The 26,010-nt window shown below is 62.9% G+C and carries 23 protein-coding genes and 3 pseudogenes; 20 read left to right on the forward strand and 6 right to left on the reverse strand.

The window, feature by feature from the left end:
• The first annotated feature begins 413 nt into the window (after positions 1-413).
• The gene (locus ACYG9V_RS17540; RefSeq protein ID WP_023669187.1) at positions 414-929 is read left to right on the forward strand and encodes a Dps family protein; all 516 of its coding nucleotides are present in this window, start codon (positions 414-416) and stop codon (positions 927-929) included.
• Positions 930-1,178: 249 nt separating this feature from the next.
• On the opposite strand, the gene ACYG9V_RS17545 is transcribed toward ACYG9V_RS17540, so the two are convergent.
• On the reverse strand, positions 1,179-1,811 hold the full coding sequence (locus ACYG9V_RS17545; RefSeq protein ID WP_023669186.1) for a sensor histidine kinase: 633 nt from the start codon (positions 1,809-1,811) through the stop codon (positions 1,179-1,181).
• Between the two features lie 391 nt (positions 1,812-2,202).
• Here ACYG9V_RS17545 and ACYG9V_RS17550 point away from each other — a divergent pair, with 391 nt between their 5' ends.
• From ACYG9V_RS17550 to ACYG9V_RS17575, 6 genes are all read left to right on the forward strand, one after another.
• Entirely contained in the window at positions 2,203-2,913 is a 711-nt protein-coding gene (locus ACYG9V_RS17550) for an SDR family NAD(P)-dependent oxidoreductase (protein ID WP_023669185.1), read from the forward strand.
• A gap of 25 nt (positions 2,914-2,938) precedes the next feature.
• The gene (locus ACYG9V_RS17555; protein WP_023669184.1) at positions 2,939-3,175 is read left to right on the forward strand and encodes a tautomerase family protein; all 237 of its coding nucleotides are present in this window, start codon (positions 2,939-2,941) and stop codon (positions 3,173-3,175) included.
• Between the two features lie 597 nt (positions 3,176-3,772).
• Complete coding sequence (locus ACYG9V_RS17560) at positions 3,773-5,014, forward strand: hypothetical protein (RefSeq protein WP_156940837.1); 1,242 nt, start codon at positions 3,773-3,775, stop codon at positions 5,012-5,014.
• A 29-nt stretch (positions 5,015-5,043) separates the two neighbouring features.
• Positions 5,044-5,631 carry a HupE/UreJ family protein gene (locus ACYG9V_RS17565; RefSeq protein ID WP_352765990.1) on the forward strand — a complete coding sequence of 196 codons (588 nt, stop codon included), beginning with the start codon at positions 5,044-5,046 and terminating at the stop codon, positions 5,629-5,631.
• Complete coding sequence (locus ACYG9V_RS17570) at positions 5,628-6,113, forward strand: hypothetical protein (RefSeq protein WP_023669181.1); 486 nt, start codon at positions 5,628-5,630, stop codon at positions 6,111-6,113. The genes ACYG9V_RS17565 and ACYG9V_RS17570 overlap by 4 nt, the downstream gene beginning before the upstream one ends.
• A gap of 9 nt (positions 6,114-6,122) precedes the next feature.
• On the forward strand, positions 6,123-7,001 hold the full coding sequence (locus ACYG9V_RS17575) for a DUF4198 domain-containing protein (RefSeq protein WP_050589071.1): 879 nt from the start codon (positions 6,123-6,125) through the stop codon (positions 6,999-7,001).
• 44 nt (positions 7,002-7,045) lie between these two features.
• Here ACYG9V_RS17575 and ACYG9V_RS17580 read toward each other — a convergent pair whose 3' ends face one another.
• Positions 7,046-7,561: a hypothetical protein gene (locus tag ACYG9V_RS17580; RefSeq protein WP_023669179.1), complete on the reverse strand. Its 516-nt coding sequence runs from the start codon at positions 7,559-7,561 to the stop codon at positions 7,046-7,048.
• Positions 7,562-7,644: 83 nt separating this feature from the next.
• Positions 7,645-8,016, reverse strand: a complete 372-nt coding sequence (locus ACYG9V_RS17585) for a hypothetical protein (RefSeq protein WP_023826240.1) — start codon at positions 8,014-8,016, stop codon at positions 7,645-7,647.
• Between the two features lie 354 nt (positions 8,017-8,370).
• Between ACYG9V_RS17585 and ACYG9V_RS17590 the strand changes: the two are divergent.
• The 3 genes and pseudogenes from ACYG9V_RS17590 to ACYG9V_RS17600 all read left to right on the forward strand — a co-directional run.
• Positions 8,371-8,561, forward strand: a pseudogene (locus tag ACYG9V_RS17590) (enoyl-CoA hydratase/isomerase family protein); the annotation flags it as partial.
• A gap of 365 nt (positions 8,562-8,926) precedes the next feature.
• Complete coding sequence (locus ACYG9V_RS17595) at positions 8,927-9,382, forward strand: VOC family protein (RefSeq protein ID WP_023669176.1); 456 nt, start codon at positions 8,927-8,929, stop codon at positions 9,380-9,382.
• 152 nt (positions 9,383-9,534) lie between these two features.
• A pseudogene (locus tag ACYG9V_RS17600) lies at positions 9,535-9,787 on the forward strand (heavy metal translocating P-type ATPase); the annotation flags it as partial.
• A gap of 393 nt (positions 9,788-10,180) precedes the next feature.
• Here the strand turns inward: ACYG9V_RS17600 and ACYG9V_RS17605 are convergent.
• The gene (locus ACYG9V_RS17605) at positions 10,181-10,309 is read right to left on the reverse strand and encodes a KTSC domain-containing protein (RefSeq protein ID WP_081731574.1); all 129 of its coding nucleotides are present in this window, start codon (positions 10,307-10,309) and stop codon (positions 10,181-10,183) included.
• A gap of 1 nt (position 10,310) precedes the next feature.
• On the reverse strand, positions 10,311-10,718 hold the full coding sequence (locus ACYG9V_RS17610; RefSeq protein WP_023826239.1) for a hypothetical protein: 408 nt from the start codon (positions 10,716-10,718) through the stop codon (positions 10,311-10,313).
• A 158-nt stretch (positions 10,719-10,876) separates the two neighbouring features.
• Here ACYG9V_RS17610 and ACYG9V_RS17615 point away from each other — a divergent pair, with 158 nt between their 5' ends.
• The 5 genes from ACYG9V_RS17615 (at position 10,877) to ACYG9V_RS17635 (ending at position 17,520) form a co-directional block, all read left to right on the forward strand.
• Entirely contained in the window at positions 10,877-11,338 is a 462-nt protein-coding gene (locus ACYG9V_RS17615) for a hypothetical protein (RefSeq protein ID WP_460221987.1), read from the forward strand.
• A gap of 359 nt (positions 11,339-11,697) precedes the next feature.
• Positions 11,698-13,692, forward strand: coding sequence for a DNA ligase D (ligD, locus tag ACYG9V_RS17620; RefSeq protein ID WP_460221988.1), 1,995 nt, complete (start codon positions 11,698-11,700; stop codon positions 13,690-13,692).
• A gap of 186 nt (positions 13,693-13,878) precedes the next feature.
• Complete coding sequence (locus ACYG9V_RS17625; protein ID WP_460221989.1) at positions 13,879-14,850, forward strand: ArdC family protein; 972 nt, start codon at positions 13,879-13,881, stop codon at positions 14,848-14,850.
• Positions 14,847-15,212, forward strand: a complete 366-nt coding sequence (locus ACYG9V_RS17630) for a DUF2958 domain-containing protein (RefSeq protein WP_023826235.1) — start codon at positions 14,847-14,849, stop codon at positions 15,210-15,212. The genes ACYG9V_RS17625 and ACYG9V_RS17630 overlap by 4 nt, the downstream gene beginning before the upstream one ends.
• A gap of 175 nt (positions 15,213-15,387) precedes the next feature.
• Positions 15,388-17,520, forward strand: a complete 2,133-nt coding sequence (locus ACYG9V_RS17635; protein WP_352764875.1) for a ParB/RepB/Spo0J family partition protein — start codon at positions 15,388-15,390, stop codon at positions 17,518-17,520.
• 87 nt (positions 17,521-17,607) lie between these two features.
• Here the strand turns inward: ACYG9V_RS17635 and ACYG9V_RS17640 are convergent.
• A protein-coding gene (locus ACYG9V_RS17640) for an IS3 family transposase (RefSeq protein ID WP_460221583.1) occupies positions 17,608-18,962 on the reverse strand; the annotation gives its coding sequence in 2 pieces (ribosomal slippage) (positions 17,608-18,483 and positions 18,486-18,962; 1,353 coding nt in all).
• Between the two features lie 79 nt (positions 18,963-19,041).
• On the opposite strand from ACYG9V_RS17640, the gene ACYG9V_RS17645 reads away from it, so the two are divergent.
• The 5 genes and pseudogenes from ACYG9V_RS17645 (at position 19,042) to ACYG9V_RS17665 (ending at position 25,847) form a co-directional block, all read left to right on the forward strand.
• Positions 19,042-19,518 (forward strand): hypothetical protein, encoded by a 477-nt coding sequence (locus ACYG9V_RS17645; protein ID WP_023725064.1) that lies wholly within the window; start codon positions 19,042-19,044, stop codon positions 19,516-19,518.
• Positions 19,519-19,879: 361 nt separating this feature from the next.
• On the forward strand, positions 19,880-20,041 hold the full coding sequence (locus tag ACYG9V_RS17650; RefSeq protein ID WP_352764877.1) for a hypothetical protein: 162 nt from the start codon (positions 19,880-19,882) through the stop codon (positions 20,039-20,041).
• Entirely contained in the window at positions 20,038-20,301 is a 264-nt protein-coding gene (locus tag ACYG9V_RS17655) for a DUF6117 family protein (protein WP_352764879.1), read from the forward strand. The genes ACYG9V_RS17650 and ACYG9V_RS17655 overlap by 4 nt, the downstream gene beginning before the upstream one ends.
• A 172-nt stretch (positions 20,302-20,473) precedes the next feature.
• A pseudogene (locus ACYG9V_RS17660) lies at positions 20,474-24,807 on the forward strand (strawberry notch-like NTP hydrolase domain-containing protein).
• Positions 24,807-25,847, forward strand: a complete 1,041-nt coding sequence (locus ACYG9V_RS17665) for a DUF7146 domain-containing protein (RefSeq protein WP_460222070.1) — start codon at positions 24,807-24,809, stop codon at positions 25,845-25,847. The pseudogene ACYG9V_RS17660 and the gene ACYG9V_RS17665 overlap by 1 nt, the downstream one beginning before the upstream one ends.
• Positions 25,848-26,010 lie beyond the last annotated feature (163 nt).

A 26,010-nucleotide genomic window follows, 5' to 3' on the forward strand; every position in this document is an offset into this window, starting at 1 on the left:
GCGACGCAATTTTCCACCTTGATCACGAAGGTTCCACGTGGCGAGACGATACTGCCGCGCCTACGTCCCTCGGCCCGGCGGCCGAGCGCTGTCGGCGACATGGACTTCGGTCACTTGGATGTCGGTTCAGCGATGCCGACACGATGCCCGTACTGCCCGACACGGTCCATAGCACCTTGGTGTCGGTGGCAGGTTGAGGGCCGCCATCCCGATGCGGTAAGTCTTCAGGCGTGGTTACGGTGATTGCGGTCAAATCCGGCTTGCGTCAATTCGCTCGTGAAGGCCTGACTAAGATGCAATCGCGTCCCTGCGAGCGCGCCTATACCTTCGTCTGATTGGATCAGAACACGGCATTTCGTATTCTGACGTATCGAAAAGACGCCGGTGCGCGGCCTGTAGAGAGACCTGGGATCATGACGCAACAGTTGAGCAAGACAGCCGGCTCGGATCGCTTCCTGCGCACTCCGACAGATCTTGGTTCCGACGCGACCCGCGACATCGCTGCCGGCCTGGCCGGTCTGCTCGCTGACGTCTTCACCTTGTATCTTAAGACCAAGAATTTTCACTGGCACATGAGTGGTCCGAATTTCCGGGACTATCACCTCCTGCTCGACGAGCATGGCGATCAGATCTTCGAGATGACCGACGCGATCGCCGAGCGCGCGCGCAAAATCGGCGGCACCACGATCCGTTCGATCTCCGATATCGCGGGACGCCAGCGCATCCTCGACAACAATGCCGACTATGTTGATCCGCAGGACATGCTCGCCGAGCTTCACGGCGACAATAAGCAGTTGGTGGCCGAGCTGCGTCGCGTCCATGAGCTGTGCGATAGCTATTCGGACATTGCCACCGCGAGCCTGATCGAAGGATGGATCGACGAAAGCGAACGGCGCGGTTGGTTTCTCTACGAGATTTGCCGCGCCTGAGCGAAAAAGCGGGCAAGGCGGCGGATGCGATTCTGCACGCCCGGCAAGGATCGCGCATTCGGTGCTGATGCAACGTCCTCCAGTTGGAGTGCAACGCGGTCGGGGGCATTTTGCTGACCGCTGGTCGGGTGGCATTGATCCGCATCGACTTTCCTGCGCGAAGTTGGCTCAAGCTCATGGAAACGCGCGCGTTCTGATAAGAGCGCAGACCGCTGGCAGTTTTGGTGTAGAAGCTTTCGGGTGCAGAAGTTAAGGCGTGATCAGAGGGAAGCGCACACCCGCAACCGATCCACACGGGGTGAATTTCCACTGCACAGAGCCGCCAAGTTCCGCCGTCAGCGCGCGTATCAACCGCCACTCATGTCCCTCAGGCGGATCAGAGGCGGCGCATCCGTCGTCGCAGACAACGCACCAGGCGCTGCTGCCACTCCTGTTCAGTGTGACACGGATGGAACCCTGGCGATCCTTCAGGCCACGGCGAGCCGCGTTGCGGACAAGTTCGGAGACGATCAGACCGACGCGCCAGCACCGCGCGGCCTCGAGCGGGATTTCGTCCATTGCAACGGTCAGCTGAATGCCCCGCTCGCTGAGGTATGCGCGCGACAGGCTGGAGCACAACTTCCCGACATGATGACCGAGGTCGATGTTTTCCTCGGCGATCGGTACGAGAAGGGATCGATGCGCCTCAGCCATCGCATGCAGACGGTCCGCGGCGCGCCTCAACGCTGGCGCGGCCGTCGCTTCTCCCCGGGACGCGGCCAGCGACAGGATCGCGATCGCTTCGCTATATTCGTTGATCACCCGGTGGCTGATCTCTTCGAACAGATGCGATGCCAGCGGCTGGTCCGACGCGGGTGATGGATTCGCAAATCCAGTTAGCATGGCCAGATCCTCCGGTAACGCCGCCCCACCACAAGAGCGCCATTCGCGATGTTCTGTAAAAGACCACAGCAGACCCCGTCGAAACGTTCCATTGCGCCAAGGTGTCGGCAATACTTAAGACGGAGGTACGCCGCGTGGATTGGCGCTCTGAGTATCTCCGGGCAAAGCCCGTGCGGGCGAATTAAGACAAATCTCCGCCCCATATTGGTCGGCACTGTGGGGCGCCGCTCGATTACCAATAATGTGGCGACAGTCACGTTATTACCGCCAATATCAAAGTATCCGCGACACCATTGGACAATGGTTGCAGGCCTTGATTGTCCACATGTTCACTCCGGGAAGAAACGCGGCGCAGCTGGGTCCGTGGTCCCCAACATCATCGAGGTCTGTCATGCAAACTGAACAAAAAGTGGTTCTCATCACCGGCGGGTCGCAAGGCATTGGCGCGGCGCTGGTTGAGGCCTATCTCGGCCGGAACTATCGCGTCGTTGCCACCTCTCGCTCTATCAAACCTTCCGATCGATCGGATTTACTCGCGATCGCGGGCGATATCGGCAACCCCTCTACGGGGCCGAGGGTGGTCGAGGAAACACTCCAGCGTTTCGGGCGGGTCGACACGCTGATAAACAACGCCGGCATCTTCCTTGCTAGCAGTTTCACGCATTACTCGGCAGAGGATTACGGCCGCGCGGTCGCGACCAACCTGACCGGTTTCTTCTTCGCCACGCAAGCCGTGATCGCCGCAATGGAACGTCAGGGCGGCGGCCACGTCGTCAATATCACAACGAGCCTTGTTAAGCAGGCCAGTTCAAAGGTGCCATCGGTGCTCGCTTCGCTGACAAAGGGCGGGCTCGACGCTGCGACCCGGAGTCTGGCGATCGAATATGCCCGCAGCGGAATCCGGGTGAACGCCGTGTCGCCGGGCGTCATCAGGACGCCGATGCATGCGCCGGAGACGTACGAGGCGCTGGCGGGCCTGCATCCGCTCGGCCGCCTTGGTGAGATTTCCGACATCGTCGGCGCGGTCCTCTACCTGGAGGATGCCCCTTTCGTGACGGGGGAAACCCTTCATGTCGACGGCGGCCAGAGCGCTGGCCACTGACCCCACCAGTCAAAGGAGAGTCTTCATGCCTATTGTTACCGTCCAGCTCACGCGCGAGGGCACCGAGCCCGGTGTGGACCATGTTACAAAGGAGCAGAAAGCAGCCATCTACATGGGCGTGAGCGAGGTACTGCTCGACGTTCTCGGGAAGCCGCTGGACTGGACGTGGGTAGTGTTTGAGGAAGTGGAGATGGAGAATTGGGGTTGGGGCGGAATGCCCGTCGCCGAATACCGCAAGCTGTTGGCAGTAAAGGGCGTTTGAGTCCCACTGCGTCTCCCCCGAAAGGCATGCCGGTGTTTCAGTTGACATGGTTTGCCTTCGACGTCGGCGACCGTGACGTATCCCACCGTCGAGGTGGATCGGTTGGGACTATTCTACCGTGAAGCGGGCCCGTGCGATGCGTTGATCATCCTGCTGCTCCACTGCTTCCCGTCGTCGTCGCGCATCTACGATTCGCCGCTGCCGCTGCTCGCCGACCCGCTATCACTTCGTTGCGCCCGACTATCCTGGTTTCAGCCGTATTGGCAGTGAAGTGGCGCTGGCCGCGGACATACGCTTCGCCTGCCGCGAAAAGGTAATTATTTCGCAATTCGATGTCGGCGCGGTATTTGCCCCAGGCGGCGGGCCAATGCCCCAGGTGCCACGCGTGATTGGGGTAGCCGCGCTATGGAGATGCTGGTGGGGCCGGCGAATTCAACGGTGAGTTGGCGAAGCGCTACGGCCATGTGAATCGGGCGCTGCCCGGGATCAGACCAAGGCGCTTCAATAGACCAAGGTATCGCCGACACGTTCGTCCAATATGAAAGGTCTCCTGCGCCAGCCTAACTCTGCGACACAACGAAAATAGGAGTGATCGCAATGCGCCGACAAAAATGGCCTGCCGTGCGAGGTTTAGCGACCGCAGTTTCGGCGGTAGCGTTGGTGGTCAGCAGCGGCCAACCCGGGCGAAGCTCCGACCATTTCGACTCTCCGGCCATGACCGGCAACCCGCAGGCAGATATCGGCGATGTCTATGCCTGGACAGCGTCAGAGGGCGATCGGTTGAACCTGGGCATGACCGTTGTCGGGCACACCTTCTCGGACCGGCTCCAGTACATATTTCGCATTGACAGCGGGAAGGCGTTTGGCCGCACTACTGCCTCGACGGAGATCATCTGCCGGTTTCCCGCGCCAAAAATGGCAAGCTGCCAATTGGGCACCGTGGATTCAGTGGAAGGCGATGCCAGCGACGCGGAGGGGCTGGAGAGCCGCAACGGTCACTTCCGGTTGTTCGCCGGGTTGCGGGACGATCCGTTCTACAACAACGTCAAGGGGTCATTGGCCGCCTATGGGGTTGTGTTGGCCGCGCTAAAGAGCGGTGCCGCGCAACCCGACGAAGCCGGATGTCCGCAGCTGGACGAAGAAACCATCGCAAAGGTTGGCGACCAATGGCGCCATACCGACGGCGGCCCGGCCACGAACCTCCTCGCCAACTGGACCGCCTCCGCCATCGTCGTCTCGGTCGACCTTGCGGTCGTGTCGAAGGGCGGGGCGATACTGGCGGTGAGGGGTTCATCGACAACATCGGCCAAGACTCTCGATCGGATGGCGCGGCCGTTCGTGGGCAACACGCTGCTCGGCGTTTCACCCTTCTCAACTGATGATGCGAGCGGTGACGAGCGGGAAGCGTTCAACACGGCGAGCGCGAAAGCCAGGATGTCGTATATGGCGCGGATCGAGAAATCTCTGGCGTTCCAGGACAGCCTCGACGGCAAGTGCGGCAATCAGTTGCTTACGGAAAGGTCCCCGGCACCGGCACAACGCTACCATGCCCTTGCCACCATGTTCGTGGACGATCGCCTATGGGTGAACAGTGCGGCGCGGGTCTGCCGGCAGTTTCTAGCGGTCGAGCTCGCATCACTGGCCAAACTTTCGCAGTTCGACGGCGATTGCGGTGGTCGCAGCCCGACCTACGACACGCCAAACATGTGGCGGTCGTTGCTGGTCAGCGGGACGACGCACGGTATCGCCTGGGACGGCTTGCGTGGCGACGAGTATCCGGCTTCGGCGACGATCTTCCCGTTCCTGGCGCCGCCCGATCCCAAGGGCGTGGACCATTGACCGTGAGGATGTCCGACCGAAACTTTCGAATGTCCGCGGCGGTGGCGGCCGTCGCCGGTGTGCTGCTGATGTCCGGTTCGGCGCAAGCGCATACGGGAACCGGACTGCCCGGGGGATTCGGTTGGGGGTTTTGGCATCCCCTGAGCGGCGCTGACCATCTGCTGGCAATGGTGTCGGTGGGTCTTTGGGGCGCGTTCCTGGGGCGCCCTCTCATTTACCTGCTGCCGGTGGTCTTCCCAACGGTCATGGCAGTCGGCGCGGTACTCGGCATGGTCGGGTTGCCGGCACCATCGGTGGAGATCGGCATCGCGCTATCGGTTCTGGTGCTCGGGAGTTGCATCGCCCTGGCCATCAGGGCTCCCGTATGGGCCGCGGCCATCGTGGTGGCTGCCTTTGCGCTGTTCCATGGGTACGCCCATGGCAGGGAGCTGCCGTCGGCAGCCGATCCCGTCGCCTACAGCGCAGGTTTCGTCCTCGCGACCGGCCTGTTGCACGTTGCGGGCATCGGCATCGGCGCGCTGAATGCTTATCGCTGGGGTAGTATTGCGGTACGCCTGGTGGGCGGTCTTATCGCCGCTGCCGGCTTGTGTTTTCTCCAAGCGGCGGTGAGCGTGTGAGGGGCGGAGCACTTCCTCCAGCCCTGCTGCTGGCGGCGCTGGCTCTCGCGCTCGCTTTTGCCACGCCGCGCGTTCGGATCGTCAGCCTCATTGCGTTGGCCATCACGCTTGGCGCGCTGTCCCAACTGGAGCTTCCGCGCGGCTGGTTGGAGATCGCCTTTCTCGGGTGCTGGGCAACCACCGTGGTGAATGCCGCCACTGTGCACTTGCCCGGCGGTGTTGGGTGGCGTAGCGGGCTCGCCCTCTCGCTCAACTCGGGGGTGTGGGTCACCGCAGTGGTCCGGCTCGCCGGCTCGCCATCGGACCTGCCAAAGGCGTGCTTGATGTTGATCGTGCTGATACCCGCCGGCTGGCTGGTCGCTCGGCGGGCGCCGATCGCCGTCAAGGTCGGGTCGAGTTGGCTCATCGCCATCGCCATTCTGTGCGCCACGCTGCCGTTCCTCCCCGTTACACCGGGCTACTTGCCCGATCATCTCGAATAGAGCGCCGCCATGAACCTTGATCATCCCAAACGCTCCATTCGACGCCGACGCGCGCGCTTGGCGCTCGCAATCGTGCTGTGCTGCGGTGGCGCGCCGGTTAATGCCCATGACTTCTGGGTCCAGCCAAGCGCGTTTTGGCTGTCGCCCACGGCCATCACGACCATGACGCTGCAGGTAGGACACGGTCCTGCCCGCCAGCGTTCACCGATCACGCTTCGCCGCATCATACGATATGAAGCGTTTGCTCCAGATGGGTCCAGGGTCGATCTCAAAGAGCGATTGCAATTGGGCGCGCCGTCAGCAGATGGATCCTTCGTCTTGCAGAAGTCCGGTGCCCATGTAATCGTCTTCCAGACGGACGATCGCGCCCAAGTGCACCTCCCGTTCATCAGATTCAACGATTACATCAAGGCCGAAGGATTGACGCCGGCGATAGACCTACGGGTTCGGCTCAATCGGATGGACCGCGACGGATCGGAGAATTACAGCCGGTGCGCGAAGTCGATCGTGCAGGTGGGGGGCGCAGTTGAGGGTAACCAGTCGCAGGCCACCCGTATCTTAGGCTTGCCCCTCGAGATCGTACCGGATCGCAGCCCCTATGCGCTGCCACGATCCACCACGCTTCCCGTGCGCGTTCTTTATCTCGGGCGGCCGCTGGTGGGCGCGTTGGTGAAGCTGACGCGCTTGGAGGACGACGCCGTGCCGTTCGAGATGCACCGCACGGATCACGCGGGACGCGCCACCTTCGCCATGCCGTCCGGTGGGACTTGGTTGCTGAATGTCATTTGGACAAGGGTCCAGCCGAGCTCGGCCGAGACCGATTTCGACACGACGTTTTCCAGCCTGAGCTTCGGTTTTTCACCGAACCGGGCAGTTCGGGTTCCTTAGCCATGGCGGCTTGAGCCTCGGAAGCGCCAGCTGCCGTGTGCGAGCTACGTTGCTGCCAGCGCATGGTCACGAAAGACGTCGTTCATGGCTCCAAAATCCTCTGGTGGCCGGGTGCGGGCCAGATAGAGCTGAAACGGGTGCGAATAAGCATCGTGACGCCGCGGCCACCATACGCTTTGCACACCAGGGCTATGATAATACATGCGGACCATATTTTCCCAGCCGTGCCATTGAGCCGGCTCCAGAATCCCAGCCTCGCGCTGGTACCAGGCATTCTCCGCGAGCTTGAAATAGGAGAAAAGGAAGTAATGCGCGATGATCCGTTGCTCGCGGCTCGACGCGTTCCAATCCTGAGTTACAATCGCCAAGGCTTCGCCCAGGGCCGGCGCTTCCATCCCCGGAATATTGAGGCAGGCGATCGACGTGGAAAGCGAGTCGATGACCGCTAGTTTTTGAAAACGCACGCTTTGCCGAACCTGAAGTCCGACGAAGAACAGCGAACCCAGCACCCCGAGTGCCGCAATTACCTGGCCGAGGGAGGCAGCGTCTTGCAGCGACATTTTGGTCTCCTCGTCCAGGCCGTCTTGGCCTTTAGAATGTCAGCTCGCTCCTTCAGCCCGGCCCCGCTCGGCCAAGCGGCCGCTTATGTGGGTTCGGGCAATGCCGAACCCAGTTCGCCGCTCGGCCCGCCGGCGATCAGGCCCTTCATTTGGGCGCCGACATTGAACTCCTCGGTCTCATCGACTTTCTGGCGTCGCCCACCCGTGTAGTTCCACGCTGCTTCCGAGATGTAGTGGCTGCTGACAATGATGCCCTCGCTTGCGAGGAGGGGCTTCAAACCAAGCCAGTCGCCGCCCAACCCGATTGGCTCGCCAACTTGGTTCGGCGCCGAAGGAGGCCCGGCCGCCGACCCATCATCCTCGGCATCCGTAGAGATCCCAGTCGTACCAGCTGACTGTCCGCGAGCCGCTCCGGCAAACGCGACGGGCGCCAGAAACGTAAAAACGGTGATCATCTTTATTGCCCGGGTCACTCGCCCTCCGTCGGAGATCAAGACCTTCTTCAGGATGGGAGATCGTAGCGAATGTTAATAGGGCTATTGTTCCTTGGTATTGCTTCGAAAAGGTATCTGAGCTCCAATACGAAGGGTGTGATTGTGTACGTCGTTCGATCGACCCAATTCTTGAGATCGGGTTTTCGGTAAAAGAACGGAGTGAACGATAGCATTCAAAGTACGGTGATCCTCGCGCTCGCGGGGCTAGGCTGCCTGGTGGCGGTGAATTAGTTCAGTGGCCGCTAGATCGGTGGTCGGCACCGTCTCCGATACCAAGCCAGCGGATGGTAAGCAGTTCCGTATTACACGTGTCACCCGGCCTATTGGCGAGTGACGATCAATCGGCTGCCCTTCAATATCTCTGGCCCGACGCGGGACCGGAGTTAGCGCGCGTTCTGACGTCCGGCCGCTTACCGGCACTGCCTGATCTTTTCGTGCGGCTGAGCCGGGCGCCGGTTGTGTCGATCGTCTCGATCCGTGGCCGGGCGTCGGGCGTCGGCAGCGAAGATCTCGGCTACAGCCACCGCGATCTGCCGAGCCAGGCCGGCCACGATGCCCCTTTCATGGCGCGCATCAAATCCGGCACTGAGGCCATAGGACGAAAGTATCAGTAACGATTGAAGAGGCGACGCGAAGAGCCAAGGGGGTAGGGCCCGCACCACCACCTTCGCCCTTCTCGCTCTGAGGCGCGGCACAGGACCCCTATTGAGGTAGGTTCTCGGCGTGCCAAGGCGTCGCCCGCGCCGGGTCAGAGACGGACCGAGACCAAAGGCCAACTTAAAACCCGTATCAGGGAAGCCACATTAAACCTGTCGGCGCGCGCCGTGGCGGCCCGGGAAGACTTTGAAAACTCTCTCAATAGGAGTCGCGGATGCCCCAAGTACGCGTTGAGGATGAAATCTATGAAATGCCCCCGCACAACGGCTTTATTGTCGCGCATTTTCTGACAGTCGCCGACATTGAACGCTCGGCACGATTCTATGAGATGGTCTTCGGAGGCCGCATCCTGAGCCTGGGCGATAGCAGTGGCGCGCCGGGATACATACAGATCGCCAACACGTGGCTCATCGTCAACATCGGGGGCGGCCCCACACCTGACAAACCGTCGGTGACGCTCGGTGTTCCCCGCGATCTTGATTCATTCAGCAGCTTCATGAACATCCGCGTTGCTGACATCCACGGCTGCTATGAACGCTGGCAAGCCCGGGGCGCTGAATTCATCACAGAGCCGATGGAAAAGTACGGCGAGACTCGCTGCTACATTCGCGATCCAGACGGCTACATCATCGAAGTGGGTCAGAGTAAGCCGGGTGTCGTTTACGGTTAGCCTTGGAAGGACGCACCAGTCCGCAAAGATCCGCTTTTCACTATAGATTGCTGGGCTGTACGGCGAGGGGTTTGTCGGCGCGGGGCCGAGCGGTCCGGAGCCCGGCGCGTAGTATTATCTATGTTACCCCACCGGGCTTTCTGAACCATTTCGGCGGCGGCACGGATGTCGCGTTGGAAACGGCAGATGGGCTGTGTTGCATGGCCGCGTCAGAGACGTCGCTGCGATGATAAGCCTGTCTCAAGCGATTATGGCCAACGGCAGAACATCACGATGGCGCTGGGGCTGAAGGCGGTGTTTCTGGTGACCACCATAGCCGGCTTAACTGGCCTGTGGCCCGCCACTCTGGCCGATACCGGCGCGACGGTGCTTGCGACGGCCAACGCCATGCGTTTGCTGAATTAGAACTGTACGCTATGGTCGCGCCCTTACATCTGGCATCGTTCAACTCGCCGGCGGCTGAGAGAAGCGTGCTCTCATCCCTTAGGAGAGCGCTATGGATCTACATCTTGACACGACAAGGAACGCGCTTTTGCAGCGCCTTGATCCCGCTGATCTGGACAGGCTGGAGCCGCGCTGAGGCTCGATGGGCTGAACATGCCAGGCGACTCTTTTAAAAGCTAACCGACAGAACCAGACGACGACATAATCGGCCACGTCATCGCACGAAAATAATCGTCTCAAGCTCCGTCTGCAGCGGTCCGCAATGGATGCCTTCCCGCTGTCGACCAACGGCAACGGTCGGGGCCGCGCTTTCCTTCCTGGGGTGGCGTGGGCCGCTTCGGATCCGAAATTGTGTCAATCGCCCGACGGGCCTGTTGCCGCGCCTTCCGCGAGCCGGAATGCATAACGATTGCGGATGTGGCTGTTGAAATGACGACCTTTTGCAAAGGCAGATTTGAACGCAGCAAAGGCCTCAACCGGCACGTCAAGAACTCGTAGTGTTTCCCGCTGGCCAGCCGCTTGACGACGTCAGGATAGAGCTGCCGGCGCTCCGGCCAGGTGTCGGGAATCGCCTCGGCTTGCAACTTCGTGCGGGGACGTTGATCAGTTCCATGACCTGAGGGTGCGGAACTTTTTCCGCCGGCCAGCCCGCGCAACATGCCGTAGCCGCAGCCTCATCGGCTTCCAACCAGACCGTGGCAGCGCGATCCTCGTCCTCGGTAGGCTTGTCGTCTTCTGGAAAGCCTTTGATATCCCAGCCTTCCAACGCGAACAATCCTTCCACGCCTTGCAAAGCCGTAATGCCGGCGCGTGCAAACACCGTTTCGGCTGCCGCGATGCCGCGTGCGAGCTCTTGGGGTGTGGCGTCTTCAATGTTCAAGCGAAGTTCCATGTTTCGCCTCCTATGGCTAATTCTGCCAAATGCGAACAAAAAGGGAACACAGAGTCAAGTGCGCCCTTGACGAGAGAGGAATATGTTCCTTATTTCAGCGTGATCTGGAGCAGCAAAGGGACCATGGTTCGGCGTGAAACGCGCTGGCCGGCGAAGCTATGGCAAAAACCGCGGAAGACAATTTTCGGATCGAGGTATGGGATCGCGACGAGAAGGCTCTGTCCGAAACTATTTCGCGTTCCCCCGATTTAACCGTGAGTCAGGCCGCATGGCAGGCTGCCATCCGGCGCCGGCCGGGCATGTTGCTGATCCACTACAACAGTCGGCATGTGATGGAGAAAATCCTGACACCAGGCGAGGTCAAGATCCCGCCGCAGGCCATCATCGATGGCAGCGTTCACGCTGGCCTGGATGTGGCGCTCGGTGATCTTCGCGAGTGGCATGTGTTGCGGGCTTGGTGCAGATCCTGTTCGCACCATGCAACGGTAAAGCCAGCCGGCCTCATTGAGCGCTATGGGAAAGGCGCTCTGTTCAGTTCGGTCGAGCGAGCGCTCTTCTGCACAAGTTGTGACAGGGGAGGGCCTGTCAGGTTGGAAATTCACAAGCTGCCACGCAATTGAGGGGTGAAGATGCAAGACCTCATCGATTTCGTCCAGGCCAACTCGGCGCTGGGTTGGACAATCCGATCGCGATCAGCAGCCGGATTGTCGAGAGCCTGAAATGCGCGCGATCTCCGCCGGTCGGCTTCGACGCAAAAACGCGGACCATCGCGGACGGGGACAGTCGGTCCCGCGTCCCGTCCTGCGGCCGGCGCTATGCTGACGCTCCTACGGCTGTCCTGATAACCGCCCGCGGCGGAGGCGAATTTCCTCCGTCCTGCGCGCGACAATCGTCATTGTTGCGGACGAGCGCAGGACTGCGGCTTATACGCCGTTGTACCTTGGAGCGCCGACGGTTGCCGGCGCGGAGATGCTTGGGCATGGAATCGAATCCCAGGCAGGGTATTGAATCGCACCACGTATCCGAGTTCCGCATGTCGGCTGTAGATGGCACCCTCAGCATCAGCAAAAGGCGCAAACGCCGCAGAGACTTGAACTCTATCCCTACATATCCGCTGCCGGGGTTTCGGTCCTTCCAGCTCTGCACATTGACAGACCACATACCGGTGGGCGGGGATTGGCTCTTCGAGATGAAGTTCGACGGCTATCGTGCCCAAGTCGCCATCTCCGGCTCGAACGTCGTCGTCTATACCCGCAATGGCCACGACTGGACCCGACAGTTCAAGGTCATCTTGCCGCCGCTTCAGAGACTGACCAAAGGCGCGGCGCTGATCGATGGAGAGATCGTCGCCATCGACAGCCAGGGCGGCACGAACTTCTCCATGCTGAAAACCGGCATCGCCGCGGGTATGCCCCTCAAGTTCTACGCCTTCGATCTGCTTGAATTCGATGGCGAAGATCTGTCGACCCTGCCGCTCCTTGAGCGCAAGGCGCGACTTGAGTCCCTGCTGGGCGCGCGCCGCCCTGACGACAGCCTGCAATTCTCCAGCCACATCGTCGACCAGGGCAGAAGGGTGTTCGACGCCATGTGCGAGGGCGGCCACGAAGGCGTCATCGCCAAGCGCGCCGACAGCTCCTACGTCGGCGACCGCACCGGGAGTTGGCTCAAGATCAAGTGCACGAAGCGACAGGAATTCGTCGTCGGCGGCTACCGCCCAAGTGACACAGGACGTGGCATGGCATCGTTGATCCTCGGCACTTACGAGAATGGCAAGCTCATCTATCGCGGCCGCGTCGGCACGGGGTTCACCGCGGCGATGCGCAAGGACATCCTCGCGAAGCTCGAGAAACGCCGTGTTGAGAAACCGGCTTTCGTTTCCGTTCCGAGAGACATTGCCCGCCGTGCCCGGTGGGTGAAGCCCGAGCTAGTTGCCGAAGTCACCTATGCCGAAGTGACACCGGACGGCAGCTTGCGACATCCAAGCTTTGAGGGCATGCGCGAAGATAAGCGAGCCGACCAGGTGGTAATGGAAATGCCGAAGACGGCAACTCCTGGCTCCGCCAATCTCGATCCGGGAATCGGCAAGGAGATCGCCGCTGCTGTCGGCGTCAAGCTGACGCATCCAGACAAGGTCATGTATCCCGGGACCAAGGTGACCAAGGCCACGCTCGCAGCCTACTACGCCGTGGTCGCCGAGAAGATGCTGCCGCACATCCAGGATCGACCGCTGTCGCTGGTGCGCGATACCGATGGCGACCTGCAGCAGACCTTCTTTCAGAAGCACAGACTGCCCGGCATGCCCAAGGCCATCCATGACGGCCAGTTGGAGAAGATGTCCGGGAAGGAAAGCCGCATCTTGTGGGTCGATGACCTGGCTGGGCTGATCGCAGGCGTCCAGATGAACGTGCTCGAATTCCACATCTGGGGAAGCCTGCGCCAGCAGCCGGATCTGCCGCATCGCATGATCTTCGACATCGACCCCGACGAAGGCTTGGGCTTCACTGCCGTCAAACAGGCAGCCCTCGACATTCGAGGCATTCTGGAAGCGCTTGGACTGCAGTCGTGGCCGTTGCTGTCCGGCGGCAAGGGCGTTCATGTGGTCGTGCCGCTCGTCCCCGAGGCAGACTGGGACGAGGTCAAGAGCTTCTGCCAAGACTTCGCCGAACTACTGGCCCGTACAGATCCGTCGCGCTTCGTCGCCAACATGAGCAAGGCGAAGCGCAAGGGCCGAATATTTCTCGACTACTTGCGCAACGGCCAGGGCTCCACCGCAATCTGTCCTTGGTCGACCCGGGCACGCGCGGGGGCCTTATGCGCGGTGCCCGTCAGTTGGGAGGAGTTGCCCACCTGCGAAAGCGCCAATGGTTTCGATGTTTTCGCCGCCGCCGCGCGGGCTCAGTTGCCCGAAGCCTGGGAGGGCTATTCCGACGTCGAACAAACGCTTACCGACCGCATCCGCCACGCAGTCCGGTAGCAATATTTACTAGATGGTCAGCGACATTTGCTGATTTGGCGCGGACCGCCTTTGCCCAAATTCGGGAGCGTCCCCCTTCTGCGGGATGCCCCCGCAACGCCGTCTAGAGTGAGAGTACGGACCGGTTTGCCGTGACGGGTTGAGGGCTGGAGGAGAGGCCTCCGGCGCCCGTCGCGGAGAACCGCGATGTCCAGACATTACGCTCGCGCCGGCGCTGACCGGACAAGCCTCTATGACGATATCACCAACAAGATCATCGCGGAGCTGGAAGCCGGCCGCTTCCCCTGGGTGCAGCCCTGGGGAACGACGGCGGGGCAAGCGCCCCTCGCCGTGCCGGCCAATGCCACGACTGGCCGCGCTTATTCCGGGATCAACGTGCTGATCCTGTGGGGCGCGGTCGTAGAGCATGGCTTTCCCGTCCAAAGCTGGCTGACTTTCCGCCAGGCGCTATCGCTGGGCGGCCATGTCCGCAAGGGCGAACACGGGACCACCGTCATCTATGCTGACCGCTTCATTCCTGACGACGAGAAGAATCGCGCCCGGGAAACCGGCGAGGCAGCACAGGCCATACCGTTCCTTAAGCGCTTCACCGTGTTCAACGTCGCGCAATGCGAAAATCTGCCAGACGATCGGGCCGCGGCTCCGCCTGCACCGGCACCCGGACTGATCGAGCCTACAGTCGAGGCGCTGATCAAGGCGACAGGTATCGATTTCCGCATCGGTGGCAGCAGTGCCTATTATGTGCCGGCGCAGGACTACGTGCGGGTGCCGCCCCCGCAGGCCTATTTCGAGACCATCGACTGGCACCGCACCGCCCTGCACGAGCTTGGCCATGCGACCGGCCATCCCTCCCGCGTCGGCCGTGACCTCGGCGGCGCCTTCGGCACCAAGAGATATGCTTTCGAGGAACTGGTCGCAGAGATGAACGCAGCCTTCTGCTGCGCCTCGCTTGGCATCGTGCCGACCGTGCGCCACGCCGACTACCTGGCCTCCTGGCTCGAGGTCCTGCGCGAAGACAACCGCGCCATCGTTCGTGCCGCCTCCCAGGCCAGCAAGGCGGCCGACTGGCTGCTCGCCTTCCTGCCGCAACCTGACGGTGCAGCCAGGGCAGGCCCGGCCGACGCCGATGAGGCCGAGATCGAGAGGAGGGCGGCATGATCCTCCTCACCGACGAACTGCGCAAACGCCTGCTGGCCAATGGCCGCAACGCCGATCACGTACCGGTCGTGAAGCTCTTCAATCCGCTCGACGGAGGAACCTGGCTCGCAACCGAGCTGAGTGCCGATGGTGACACCATGTTCGGTCTCGCCGGTCTCGGATATCCCGAGCAGGGCAGTTTCTCGCTCTTCGAGATGACGTCGGTCCGGCTGCCTATCGGCATGGGCATCGAGCGCGACATCCTCTTTACCACCGACCTACCGATTTCGGTCTGGGCAGAGGCCGCCCGCCGGGCCGGAAGCCTTCGCGACGCGGAACGCATCCTCTACCACGCCGCCCAGTCTGGCCGAGACGGCGCGTGAGATCTCAGCTTGAAATCTCCAATGCCGCAGATGCGCAAAGTCGTGTCTGCGGCCCTGTCGCCCTCCGGATTTTCGGTGTGCGGCGCAGTCCTCAGAGTGAGAGGGCTGCGCCCGTTTCTTTTGACGGGTTTGGAGGTCGAGAGAGTCTCGGCCGCCCGTCGCGGAGACAGTCCACATGGCTACGCCCAAGCAGAAGATCACCCTCAACGCTTCACGTAACATCCCCTTCAACAAGCTGGTGCTGAGTCAGTCCAATGTCCGGCGCATCAAGCGCGGGGAAACGATAGAGGACCTCGCCGCCTCGATCGCACGACGCGGCCTCTTGCAGAGTCTCAACGTCCGGCCAGTGCTGGATGGCGAGGGCAATGAGACCGGCATGTTTGAGGTGCCGGCTGGTGGGCGCCGCTATCGCGCGCTGGAACTGCTGGTCATGCAGAAGCGCATGATCAAGACCGAGCCAGTTCCCTGCGTCGTCAGCGACGCCCACAGCGCGGTCCCGATCGAGGAGGATTCGCTGGCCGAGAATTTTCAGCGCGAAGATTTACATCCCCTGGATATGTTCCGGGCCTTCCAGACCTTGCACGACCAAGGCGCCAGCCACGAGGAGATTGCGGCACGCTTCTTCGTGTCCGCTAGCTTTGTCCAGCAGCGCTTACGGCTGGCAAAAGTTTCGCGCAAGCTGCACGAGGTCTACGAGCAGGAGGGCATGCAGCTCGAGCAGCTCATGGCCTTTACCGTGACCGACGATCACGCCCGTCAGGAGCAGGTCTGGGAGGCGCTCGAAAACTCCTGGTCGAAGGAGCCGCAGCAGATCCGGCGCCTGCTGACGGAGACCACCGTGCGGGCAAACGATCGCCGGGCGCTGTTCGTCGGTGTCGAGGCCTACGTCGCCGCCGGCGGCGTGGTGCTGCGCGACCTGTTCGGGGCCGACAATGGCGGCTGGCTGCAGGACCCCGCGCTGCTCGACCGCCTGGTCCGCGACAAGCTCAAGTCCGCAGCCGACGAGATCGCGGAAGAGGGCTGGAAGTGGATCGTGGTCGATGTCGATCTGCCTTACGGCCACAATCACGGCCTGCGGGCACTCGCCGGCACGGCTGTCGATCTGACCGACGCGGAGCGGGCGGAACGCCAAGCCCTGCGCGCCGAGCTCGATCGACTGCAAGCCGAGTATAGCGAGGTCGGCGAACTCCCCGACGCGGTCGATCAACGTCTCGGCGAGATCGAGTCTGTGCTGGAGGCGTTCGAGAGTCGCCCGATGAACTACGATCCCGCCGATATCGGCCGCGCCGGTGCCTTCATCAGCATCGACCGTGACGGTGACCTGGTCGTCGATCGCGGATATGTGCGCCCCGAGGACGAAGCGCCGGAAGCGGTCGACGGCGACGCCGCCGAGCCCGACGGTGCGATCGAGAGCGAGGACGGCAGGGACGATCCTTGGGTTCGCCGCGCCACCATCACCATCGGCGCGCAAACGTCCGAGCCCGATGAGGATGACGGCGACGCCATCAAGCCGCTGCCCGAACGCCTGGTGATCGAGCTCACCGCGCATCGCACGTTGGCGCTGCGCAATGCCGTGGCCGAGAACCAGCATGTGGCCATCACGGCGCTGTTGCATCGGCTCGTCCTCGACACCTTCGGTCATCGCTCCGCGACCGGCTGCCTCGAGGCGTTCGTCCGACATGTCAACTTGCCGACGCAAGACTCCGAGCTGAAAGACAGCCCCGCGGCCAAGGCGATCGATGAACGCCATGAGGCTTGGAAGGGCGACATCCCGCTCGGTGACGACCAGACTCTGTGGACCTGGCTCGACAATCTCGATGAAGCCAGTCGGCACACGCTGCTGGCGCATTGCGTCAGCTATGGGATCAACGCGCTGTTCGAGAGGCCTAACCCCTATGGCAGCGGCGTTTCCCAGCACGGGCTGGAGCAGCGCTTGCGCGAAGCCGACCGGCTCTCCCACGCGACCGGGCTCGACATGGTCGGTGCGGGTTGGCGTCCGACGGTCGAGAACTATCTCGGCCGGGTCACCAAGTCCCGCATCCTCGAAGCCATACGTGAGGGCGTCGGCGAGCAGGCTGCTCAACTCATTAACCACCTCAAGAAGGGCGACATGGCCAAGGAGGCCGAACGCCTCCTTGCCGATAGTGGCTGGCTACCCGAACCGCTCCGTCTGATCGATCAGGACGCACCGCCCGCGCAGCCGGGCGAGGGCGAAGAACCTGACCTGCCCGAATTCCTCGCCGGCGATGACGAAGACGACTCCTCTGCAGCCGATGAGGTCATCGCTCACGCGGTCGCTGCCGAATAGCACCCATCGACGGGGCGGCTCCGGTCGCCCCGCTCCCCTTCACCTCACGGCCCGGCTCCCTGAACTGACCCCATAAAGTAGGACGGTTCATTGAGTTGGCAGGTTTAAGGGCTGGTTCCTGTATTGCACAGGGGCCAGCCCTTTCAGTTTCAGTTTGATGCGGCGGTGGTTGTAATAGTCGATGTAGTCCGTGATGGCGTCGTCCAGGCTTTGAACGGTGTCGAAGGTTCCGGGATGGAAGAGCTCGGATTTGAGGATGGCAAAGAAGCTCTCCATTGGGGCGTTGTCGAGGCAATTGCCTTTGCGTGACATGCTCTGTTGGAGGCCTCTGGCTTCCAGCCTGCGTTGGAATGCCGACATCTGATACTGCCATCCCTGATCGGAATGCAGGATCGGCCTTTCGTTCTCACCAAGCCGGGCGAGGGCTTTGGTCAGCATATTGTCCACCATTTTGAAGCGTGGCCGCCGCGCCGTCTCGAACGCGACGATCTCGCCATTGTAGAGATCCATGACCGGGGACAGATAGAGCTTGTCGCCGGCCAGGCTGAACTCCGTCACGTCGGTCACCCATTTGCGGTTGGCGCGGTCGGCGCCGAACTTGCGCTGCAACAGATCGGGAGCGGTCCGCCCAGCCTCACCCCTGTAGGAGCGATACTTCTTCGGCCTGACCAGCGACTTCAATCCCATCCCGGCCATCAGGCTCTGGACGGTCTTGTGGTTGACGCGCCGGCCCAACCGGTGCAGTTGCGCAGTCACCCGGCGATAGCCGTAGCGACCCTTGTGGCTGTCGAAGATGGCCTTGATCGCCGCCTTCAGCGCCGCATGGCGGTCCGAGCGCTTCGCTGCTTTCTGTCTGTAATAGAACGTGCTGCGCGCAAGCTTCGCCAGTTCGAGCAGCCCCTCAAGCGAATGCAACGGCCTTAACGCCTGGACGGCTTGCGCTTTTTGAGCGCATGTCCCTGCGTTAAGGCCTCCAGTTTTTTTAGGTAGTCGTTCTCCATCCGCAGATGCTTCAGCTCAGCCAGCAGTTCTTCGCGGCTTTTGGCCTCGTCACTGGCTGCAACAGGCACTGCGGGGGACGGCGGCTTTGACATGGGTCGTCCTCTGGGACGCGGGCCGAGCGCCTCTATCCCGCCCGCATGATAGCGCTTCTCCCAGCCCGTCAGGCAACTGGCATTGCGGATATTGAACAATGCAGCCGTCTGCCGATACGACAGACCTTCCTCCCACATTCGCTCAAGCACCGACAGCCTGAACGCCGCGTCGTAACGACCGTACTTACCAGATAGCCCGGCATCGCCATGCGCCTGGTACAACGCAACCCACTTGCGAACAGTGGCCGCATCAACGCCATGCATCGACGCCGCACTCGCGTAGCTCTCATCCCCGCCTAAATAGCTATCGACAACCGAGCGCTTGAAACTCTCGCCGTGTCTGGACATGCAAAACCCCCGAAGGTTGTGTCCAACTTTCGGGGGTCAGTTCATCCCCGCCGGGCCTTTTTCATTTCAGGAGACATCCATGTCCGCCCACATCGTCTATGACAACGCCCCGCTCGGTTCGCTGATCCGCTATTCCGACGGCACGCCCAAACCGCCGGCGCGCTTTACCCGCAAGCTCGCGGACTGGGAGCGTCGCAACGGCCTCGGTCGCCTGGTCCGCAAGGCACCTCCGCGCGACCGTCCGACCTACAGCGCACCGGCCGCGATCACGCTCAACGAAGGGACCTTCTCCTCCGGCGGCATCATCCTCGTGACCGTTATGCGCACCCACTCGGTCGACAGCGACCTCTGCTTCAAGATCGTCGAGCAGCCCAGTATCGGCATGGTTCGGGTCTTGCAGCAGATCGGCGACGATGACGAGTTGCTGTACCTCGCCGAGAGCCGGGAGGCGGCCGCACTCTGGTTGGCCAAGACCGGATATTGCAATGCGCGTCTTGAAGACGTCACCGCCGACGAGGTCGGCGCGGATGTCGTCGAGGGGAGGGCGGCAGCGTGAGCCGCATAGCGTCACACCCGCGCGCATAGAGCAAACCCCCAAAACACCAAGGCCCCGGCTCGGAGACGAGTGCCGGGCCATTGTTTTTCAGGAGCGGCACGATGCCCGAATTTACCATCGAGACCACCTACCATCTGCCGGTCTTCCGACAATCAACCTATTCGGCCGACACGCCTGAGGCCGCCTGCCGGCTCGCCATCGAGGACAATGACTGGTCCGGTCAGAAGGAGACTACGAGTCCTCCGGCGAATCCCACGTCACCGGCATCTCCGAAGGAGCCGAGGCCGCCTATCGCGGACAGGCCATTCCGGTTCCTGCGCATTTCGAGGAGGAAGTACAGCGTAAGGCACAATTCGAACTCATGCTGGGCATGCTCAAGATCATCGTCGGCGATGCGAAGGCCCGCCGACCGCCGCCGCCGGGGTGGCTCGGCAAGGCCGAATGGGCGATCGCGCGCGGCGAAGCGATCGTCAAGGGCGCCCGCGATCCAGTTGAACCCGTGGATGCGAAGGACTTGCCATGAGCATTCCCGACCATGCCCGCAGCAACTTCCAGACGCTGCTTCGCGCCGCCAGCGACGGCAACCTCGCGCTGTTGGAGTGCGCCGACGCTACGACCGGGCAACCGCGCTATGTCATCCCGGTCGGACGAGACGACACGGACTACGTGTTCACGCCGTTCGGCCATCTTGCCGATGGCAATCCCTATGATGCCTACCTGCCGCCCTTCCCCGATGACGCCAACGGTTTCCTACAGAAGTCGGAGCCTGACGGCGGAATATGATCGGATCGGTTGATACCGGCGAGCGCTCCACCTCATGGCGGGGCGCTTGTTTCATTTTAGCTTCGGCGGGTTCCTGAGAGGGAGAGGCTGGCCGGGATGGGTTTGAATCCGCGCGGTCCAGAGAGAGCGCCGCGCGGCTCGATCCTGTCCCCGCTCTCCCGAGGTTCACACCATGTACATGATCTCGCCCGCTGCGACGGCTCCCGCTGCCGCGCCGCTCCCGCTCGCCCAAACCCGTGCAGCCGGCGCTATCTTCGCCGCCGCCGGCCTGCTGCTTCCCCGTCTCGAACGCGGCGAGTGCATCGACGTGCCAAAGCTGCGCTCGGCGATGGAAGCCGCATTCGGCGCCTCCGACGCCGCCGGCGCCTGGGACTGGAAGCAGGCCTACGATGCCTGCGAGGCCGCGACGGTCCTTTTCCTGCGCAAGTACGGAAAGGCGTTGTTCCGCAAAGCCGCGTCGCCGGCTCTCCGGCTTTCCGCATTGTCGAAGATTGCCGGGCTCATGCCGACGCATACCCGCCGATCCGAAGAGGCGCAGACCTTCCAGCAGTTCTCGACGCCGATTCCGCTCGGCCTGGTCGCGGCAACGGCCGCCGCCATCACGCCCGCCGACCGTGTGCTGGAGCCTTCCGCCGGCACCGGGCTGCTCGCCATCCTGGCCGAGATAGCCGGCGCCTCGCTCGTCCTCAACGAGCTTGCCGAGACGCGCGCGGCACTTCTCTCCTGCCTCTTTCCGGCGGTCTCCGCCAGCCGCTTCGACGCCGCCCAGATCGACGACCATCTCGATCCATGTGCCGTGCCGAGCGTGGTGCTGATGAACCCGCCCTTTTCGGTCATGGCCAATGTCGAGGGCCGCATGGCCGACGCGGCCTGGCGGCATATCGCCTCGGCGCTGGCGCGCCTTGCGCCCGGCGGGCGGCTGGTGACGATCACCGGTGCGAACTTGGCGCCCGACCGTCCGACCTGGACCGCCGGCTTCACTCGCCTGCAGGAGCGTGGTCGCGTGGTCTTCTCCGCCGCCATCGATGGCTCGGTCTATGCCAAGCACGGCACGACCTTCCCGACGCGCCTCACCGTCATCGACAAGCTGCCAGCGGACAATCCCACCGTCTTCGCGGATGCTCCCGGCATAGCCCCGGATGCCGCGACGCTCCTCGCGTGGATTGAGGAGCGCCTTCCCGCGCGGCCGCAGGTCGTGATGGCCGCCGTTTCCAGCGCGGCATCGGCGGTCGCCGCGCCCCGCACCGTGCACGGCCATCTCACACGGGCGGCGAGTACCACGCCACGCATGTCGATCGCCGAACCGGAAGCCATCGACCTCGCCTATAAGGCTGTCGACTGGCAGGCTGCCGAGGGGGCCCAGATCAGCGACGCCATCTATGAGGCCTACGGGCTTCAGGCGATCCGCATCCCCGGCTCTCGGGCTCACCCCACCCAGCTCGTTCAATCGGCGGCCATGGCCTCGGTCGCGCCACCCAAGCCAAGCTACCGGCCGCGCCTGCCAAAGAACGTCCTTGACCTGCTCTCGGATGCGCAGCTCGAGACCGTCATCTATGCCGGCGAGGCTCACGCCGAGTATCTCGCCGGCACCTGGACGCTCGACGATACCTTTGACGTGGTTAACGTAGCGGCCGATGACACCGCGGGTGCCGTGCGCTTCCGGCAAGGCTTCATGATCGGCGACGGCACTGGGGTGGGCAAGGGCCGCGAGTCCGCGGCCGTAATCCTAGACAATTGGATGAAGGGCCGTCGTAAGGCGGTCTGGATCTCCAAGTCCGACAAGCTCATCGAGGATGCGCAGCGCGACTGGTCCGCGCTCGGCATGGAGCGCTTGCTGGTCACCCCGCTCTCCCGCTTCCCGCAGGGCAGGCCGATCGTGCTGCCGGAAGGCATCCTATTCACCACCTATGCCACGCTGCGCTCCGACGATCGCGGTGAGAAGGTTTCGCGGGTCAAACAAATTGTCAAATGGTTGGGTCCGGATTTCGATGGGGTCATCATTTTCGACGAGGCGCACGCGATGCAAAACGCCGGTGGCGGCAAGAGCGAACGGGGCGATGCCGCCCCCTCGCAGCAGGGCCGTGCCGGCCTGAGGCTGCAACACGCGCTGCCGAATGCCCGCATCGTCTATGTCTCGGCGACTGGCGCCACCATCGTCCACAATCTCGCCTATGCCCAGCGGCTCGGCCTCTGGGGCGGCGAGCATTTTCCGTTCCCGACGCGGGCCGAATTCGTCGAGGCGATCGAGGCCGGCGGCGTCGCGGCGATGGAAGTGCTGGCGCGCGACCTCAGGGCGCTCGGTCTCTATACGGCGCGGTCTTTGTCATTCTCCGGCGTCGAATACGAACTGCTCGAGCATGAGCTGACGCCCGAACAGGTCCGCATCTATGACGCGTACGCTGGGGCCTTCGGCGTCATCCATAACAATCTCGATGCGGCGATGCAGGCGGCCAACATCACCGGTAGCACCGGCACGCTCAATGCCCAGGCCAAGTCGGCCGCTCGCAGCGCCTTCGAGTCCGCCAAGCAGCGCTTCTTCGGTCATCTCCTGACGTCGATGAAGACGCCGACCCTGATCCGCTCCATCACCCGCGATCTGGAGGAGGGCCATGCGGCCGTTGTCCAGATCGTCTCGACGGGCGAGGCGCTGATGGAACGGCGGCTGGCCGAGCTGCCGACTGAGGACTGGAACGACGTCCGAGTCGACATCACGCCGCGCGAATACGTCCTCGACTATCTCGACCATTCCTTCCCGGTGCAGCTCTATGAGCCCTTCACCGGCTCCGAAGGCAATCTGTCATCGCGCCCGGTCTACCGCGATGGCCAGCCGGTCGAGAGCCGCGAGGCGGTCGCCCGGCGCGACGAACTGATCGCCAAACTCGCCAGCTTGACGCCTGTCCCCGGCGCGCTCGACCAGATCGTCCAGCATTTCGGCACGGACCTCGTGGCCGAAGTCACTGGCCGCTCGCGCCGCATTGTCCGCAAGGGCGAGCGCCTTCTCGTTGAAAACCGTGCCGGGTCAGCCAACCTCGCCGATACGCAGGCCTTCATGGATGACCAGAAGCGCGTTCTGGTTTTTTCGGACGCGGGCGGAACGGGGAGGAGCTACCACGCCGAACTGTCGGCCCGGAACACGCGGCTGCGTGTGCATTATCTGCTCGAAGCCGGCTGGAAGGCCGACACCGCCATCCAGGGCCTCGGCCGCACGCATCGCACCAATCAGGCGCAGCCGCCGCTATTCCGGCCGATATCAACCAATGTGAAGGCGGAAAAGCGCTTCCTCTCGACGATCGCCCGCCGTCTCGACACGTTGGGCGCGATCACCCGCGGCCAGCGCCAGACCGGCGGCCAAGGGCTGTTCCGGCCAGAGGACAATCTGGAAAGCCACTATGCCCGCGATGCGCTACGGCAACTCTATCTGCTGATCGTACGCGGCAAGGTCGAGGGCTGCTCGCTTGAGCGTTTCGAGGCGGCGACGGGTCTCAAGCTGATGGATGCCAATGGCATCAAGGACGAGTTGCCGCCGATCACCACCTTCCTCAATCGCCTGCTCGCACTGACCATTGCGCTGCAGGGCGTGCTGTTCGGTGCCTTCGAGCAACTGCTCGCGGCGCGCGTCGAGGGCGCGATCGCGTCAGGCACCTACGATGCCGGGCTGGAGACGCTGCAGGCCGAAAACTTCGTCGTCACTGATCGGCAGGTGATCTACACCCATCCGCGCACCGGCGCCGAAAGCCGCCTGCTCACGATCACCGAACGCAAGCGCAATCGGCCCGTCACGCTCAATGCGGCGCTCGATCATCTCCGCGATCCGCGTGCCTTACTGCTCATCAACAAGCAATCGGGCCGCGCCGCCGTGCAGATCCCAACCCCCAGCGTCATGCTCGACGATGGCGAGGTCGAGCGCCGTGTCCTTCTGATCCGGCCGATGGAAGGCCAGAACATGCCGCACAAGGCCATGGGCGAAACACGCTGGGTCGAGGCCGACCGCGAGGCGTTCACAACTGCCTGGACCGCCGAAATCGCCGGGGTGCCGGAGTTTTCGGACTCGGTCTTGCACATGGTCACCGGCCTGCTGCTGCCGATCTGGAAGCGCCTGCCCAAAGAGTCGGGTCGACCCGCGTTTATCGACTTCAGACCGACGAGGGCGAGCGCCTCATCGGCCGCCGCGTCTCGCCGGCATGGGCCGCCAACGCCTCTGCGACGAACTTGGCTGCGCTGTCGCCGGAGCAGGCGTTTGCGGTTCTGCTGGACGGCCGGACCATCCTCGAACTTGCCGAGGATCTCCAGCTTCGCCGCAGCCGCGTCATGGGCGCATGGCGCATCGAATTGTCCGGCTTCACCGACACGATGCGCGAGCGCCTCACCGCCTACGGTCTCTTCCACGAGATCATTTCGTGGAAGCTCAGGATGTTCGTGCCGATAGACGCCAACGGGCTCGCCGTGCTGGAGCGCGTGCTCGACCGCTTTCCAATCGAGCGGGTCAGTGAGCGGGAGGCTGCATGATTCCGCGTCACGCTGCATCCGACCTCGCACACCGCCTCGGCGAATACGCCGAGGCGGTGTGCCGCCACTACCTCTTCAATGGCCGTCGCCAGGGCAACTATTGGACCGTCGGCGACGTCCGCAATGCGCCGGGCCGCTCGATGTTCGTGCGTCTGCAGCCATCCCCGAAGGGACCGCCAGGTAAATGGACCGACGCCGCTACCGGCGAGCATGGCGACCTGCTCGATGTCATCCGCGAATCCTTGGCTCTCGTCGACTTCAAGGACGTGGTCGGCGAGGCGCGGGCCTTCCTCGCCATACCGCCTTCTGAGCCACTACGGCCTAAAGAGGCGACGACGCGCCTGCCAACTCCGATCGGATCTCCGGAAGCAGCTCGCCGACTGCTTGCCATGTCGAGGCCCATTATCGGCACCCTCGTGGAAACGTATTTGCGTGGACGTGCCATTACGACTTTGCACGGAACCGCAGCCTTGCAGTTCCATCCACACTGCTACTATCGGCCAGACGATCACGGACCGACCGAGACCTGGCCGGCGATGATTGCCGCTGTCACCGACCTCGATGGACATCTGACCGGCGCGCACCGCACCTGGCTCGCACCGGACGGCACGGGCAAGGCACCCGTCGACACACCGCGTCGGGCAATGGGTGACCTTCTCGGTCATGCCGTCCGCTTTGGCGTACCCGGAAGCGTTATGGCGGCAGGCGAAGGCATCGAGACGACGCTATCGCTCAGATGCGCCTTGCCCGACATGGCGATGGCGGCAGCACTCTCCGCAGCCCATCTTGCCGCCATCCTGTTCCCGCCGAACCTGCGGCGGCTCTATGTCATTCGCGACAACGATCCGGCCGGTGACGGTGCCCGAGACAGCCTGCTCGAGCGTGCGACGGACGCCGGAATCGAGGCAATCGTGCTGTCGCCGGCGATGCAAGACTTCAACGAAGACCTCCGCCATTTCGGACTTGCCGCCTTCCAGGCCTCGATTGCGGACCAGCTCATGCGCAAAGATCGCACCCGCTATCTGACACAGGCGGCATGAGCCGTGAGGGGAAGCGCCCAGCGCACTGTGCCGGCTGCGCCGCATGGATGCGTGGCCCGCCGGCAGAGAACCGCGACCCGGCCTTCAAGAGGGCGATCGGGCCCACAAACTGGCCGGCCAGGCAATGGCGGCCGCCGACTATTTTCCGGCGGCGCGCGACTGC

The sequence above is a fragment of the Mesorhizobium sp. W016 genome (genome assembly GCF_054719485.1).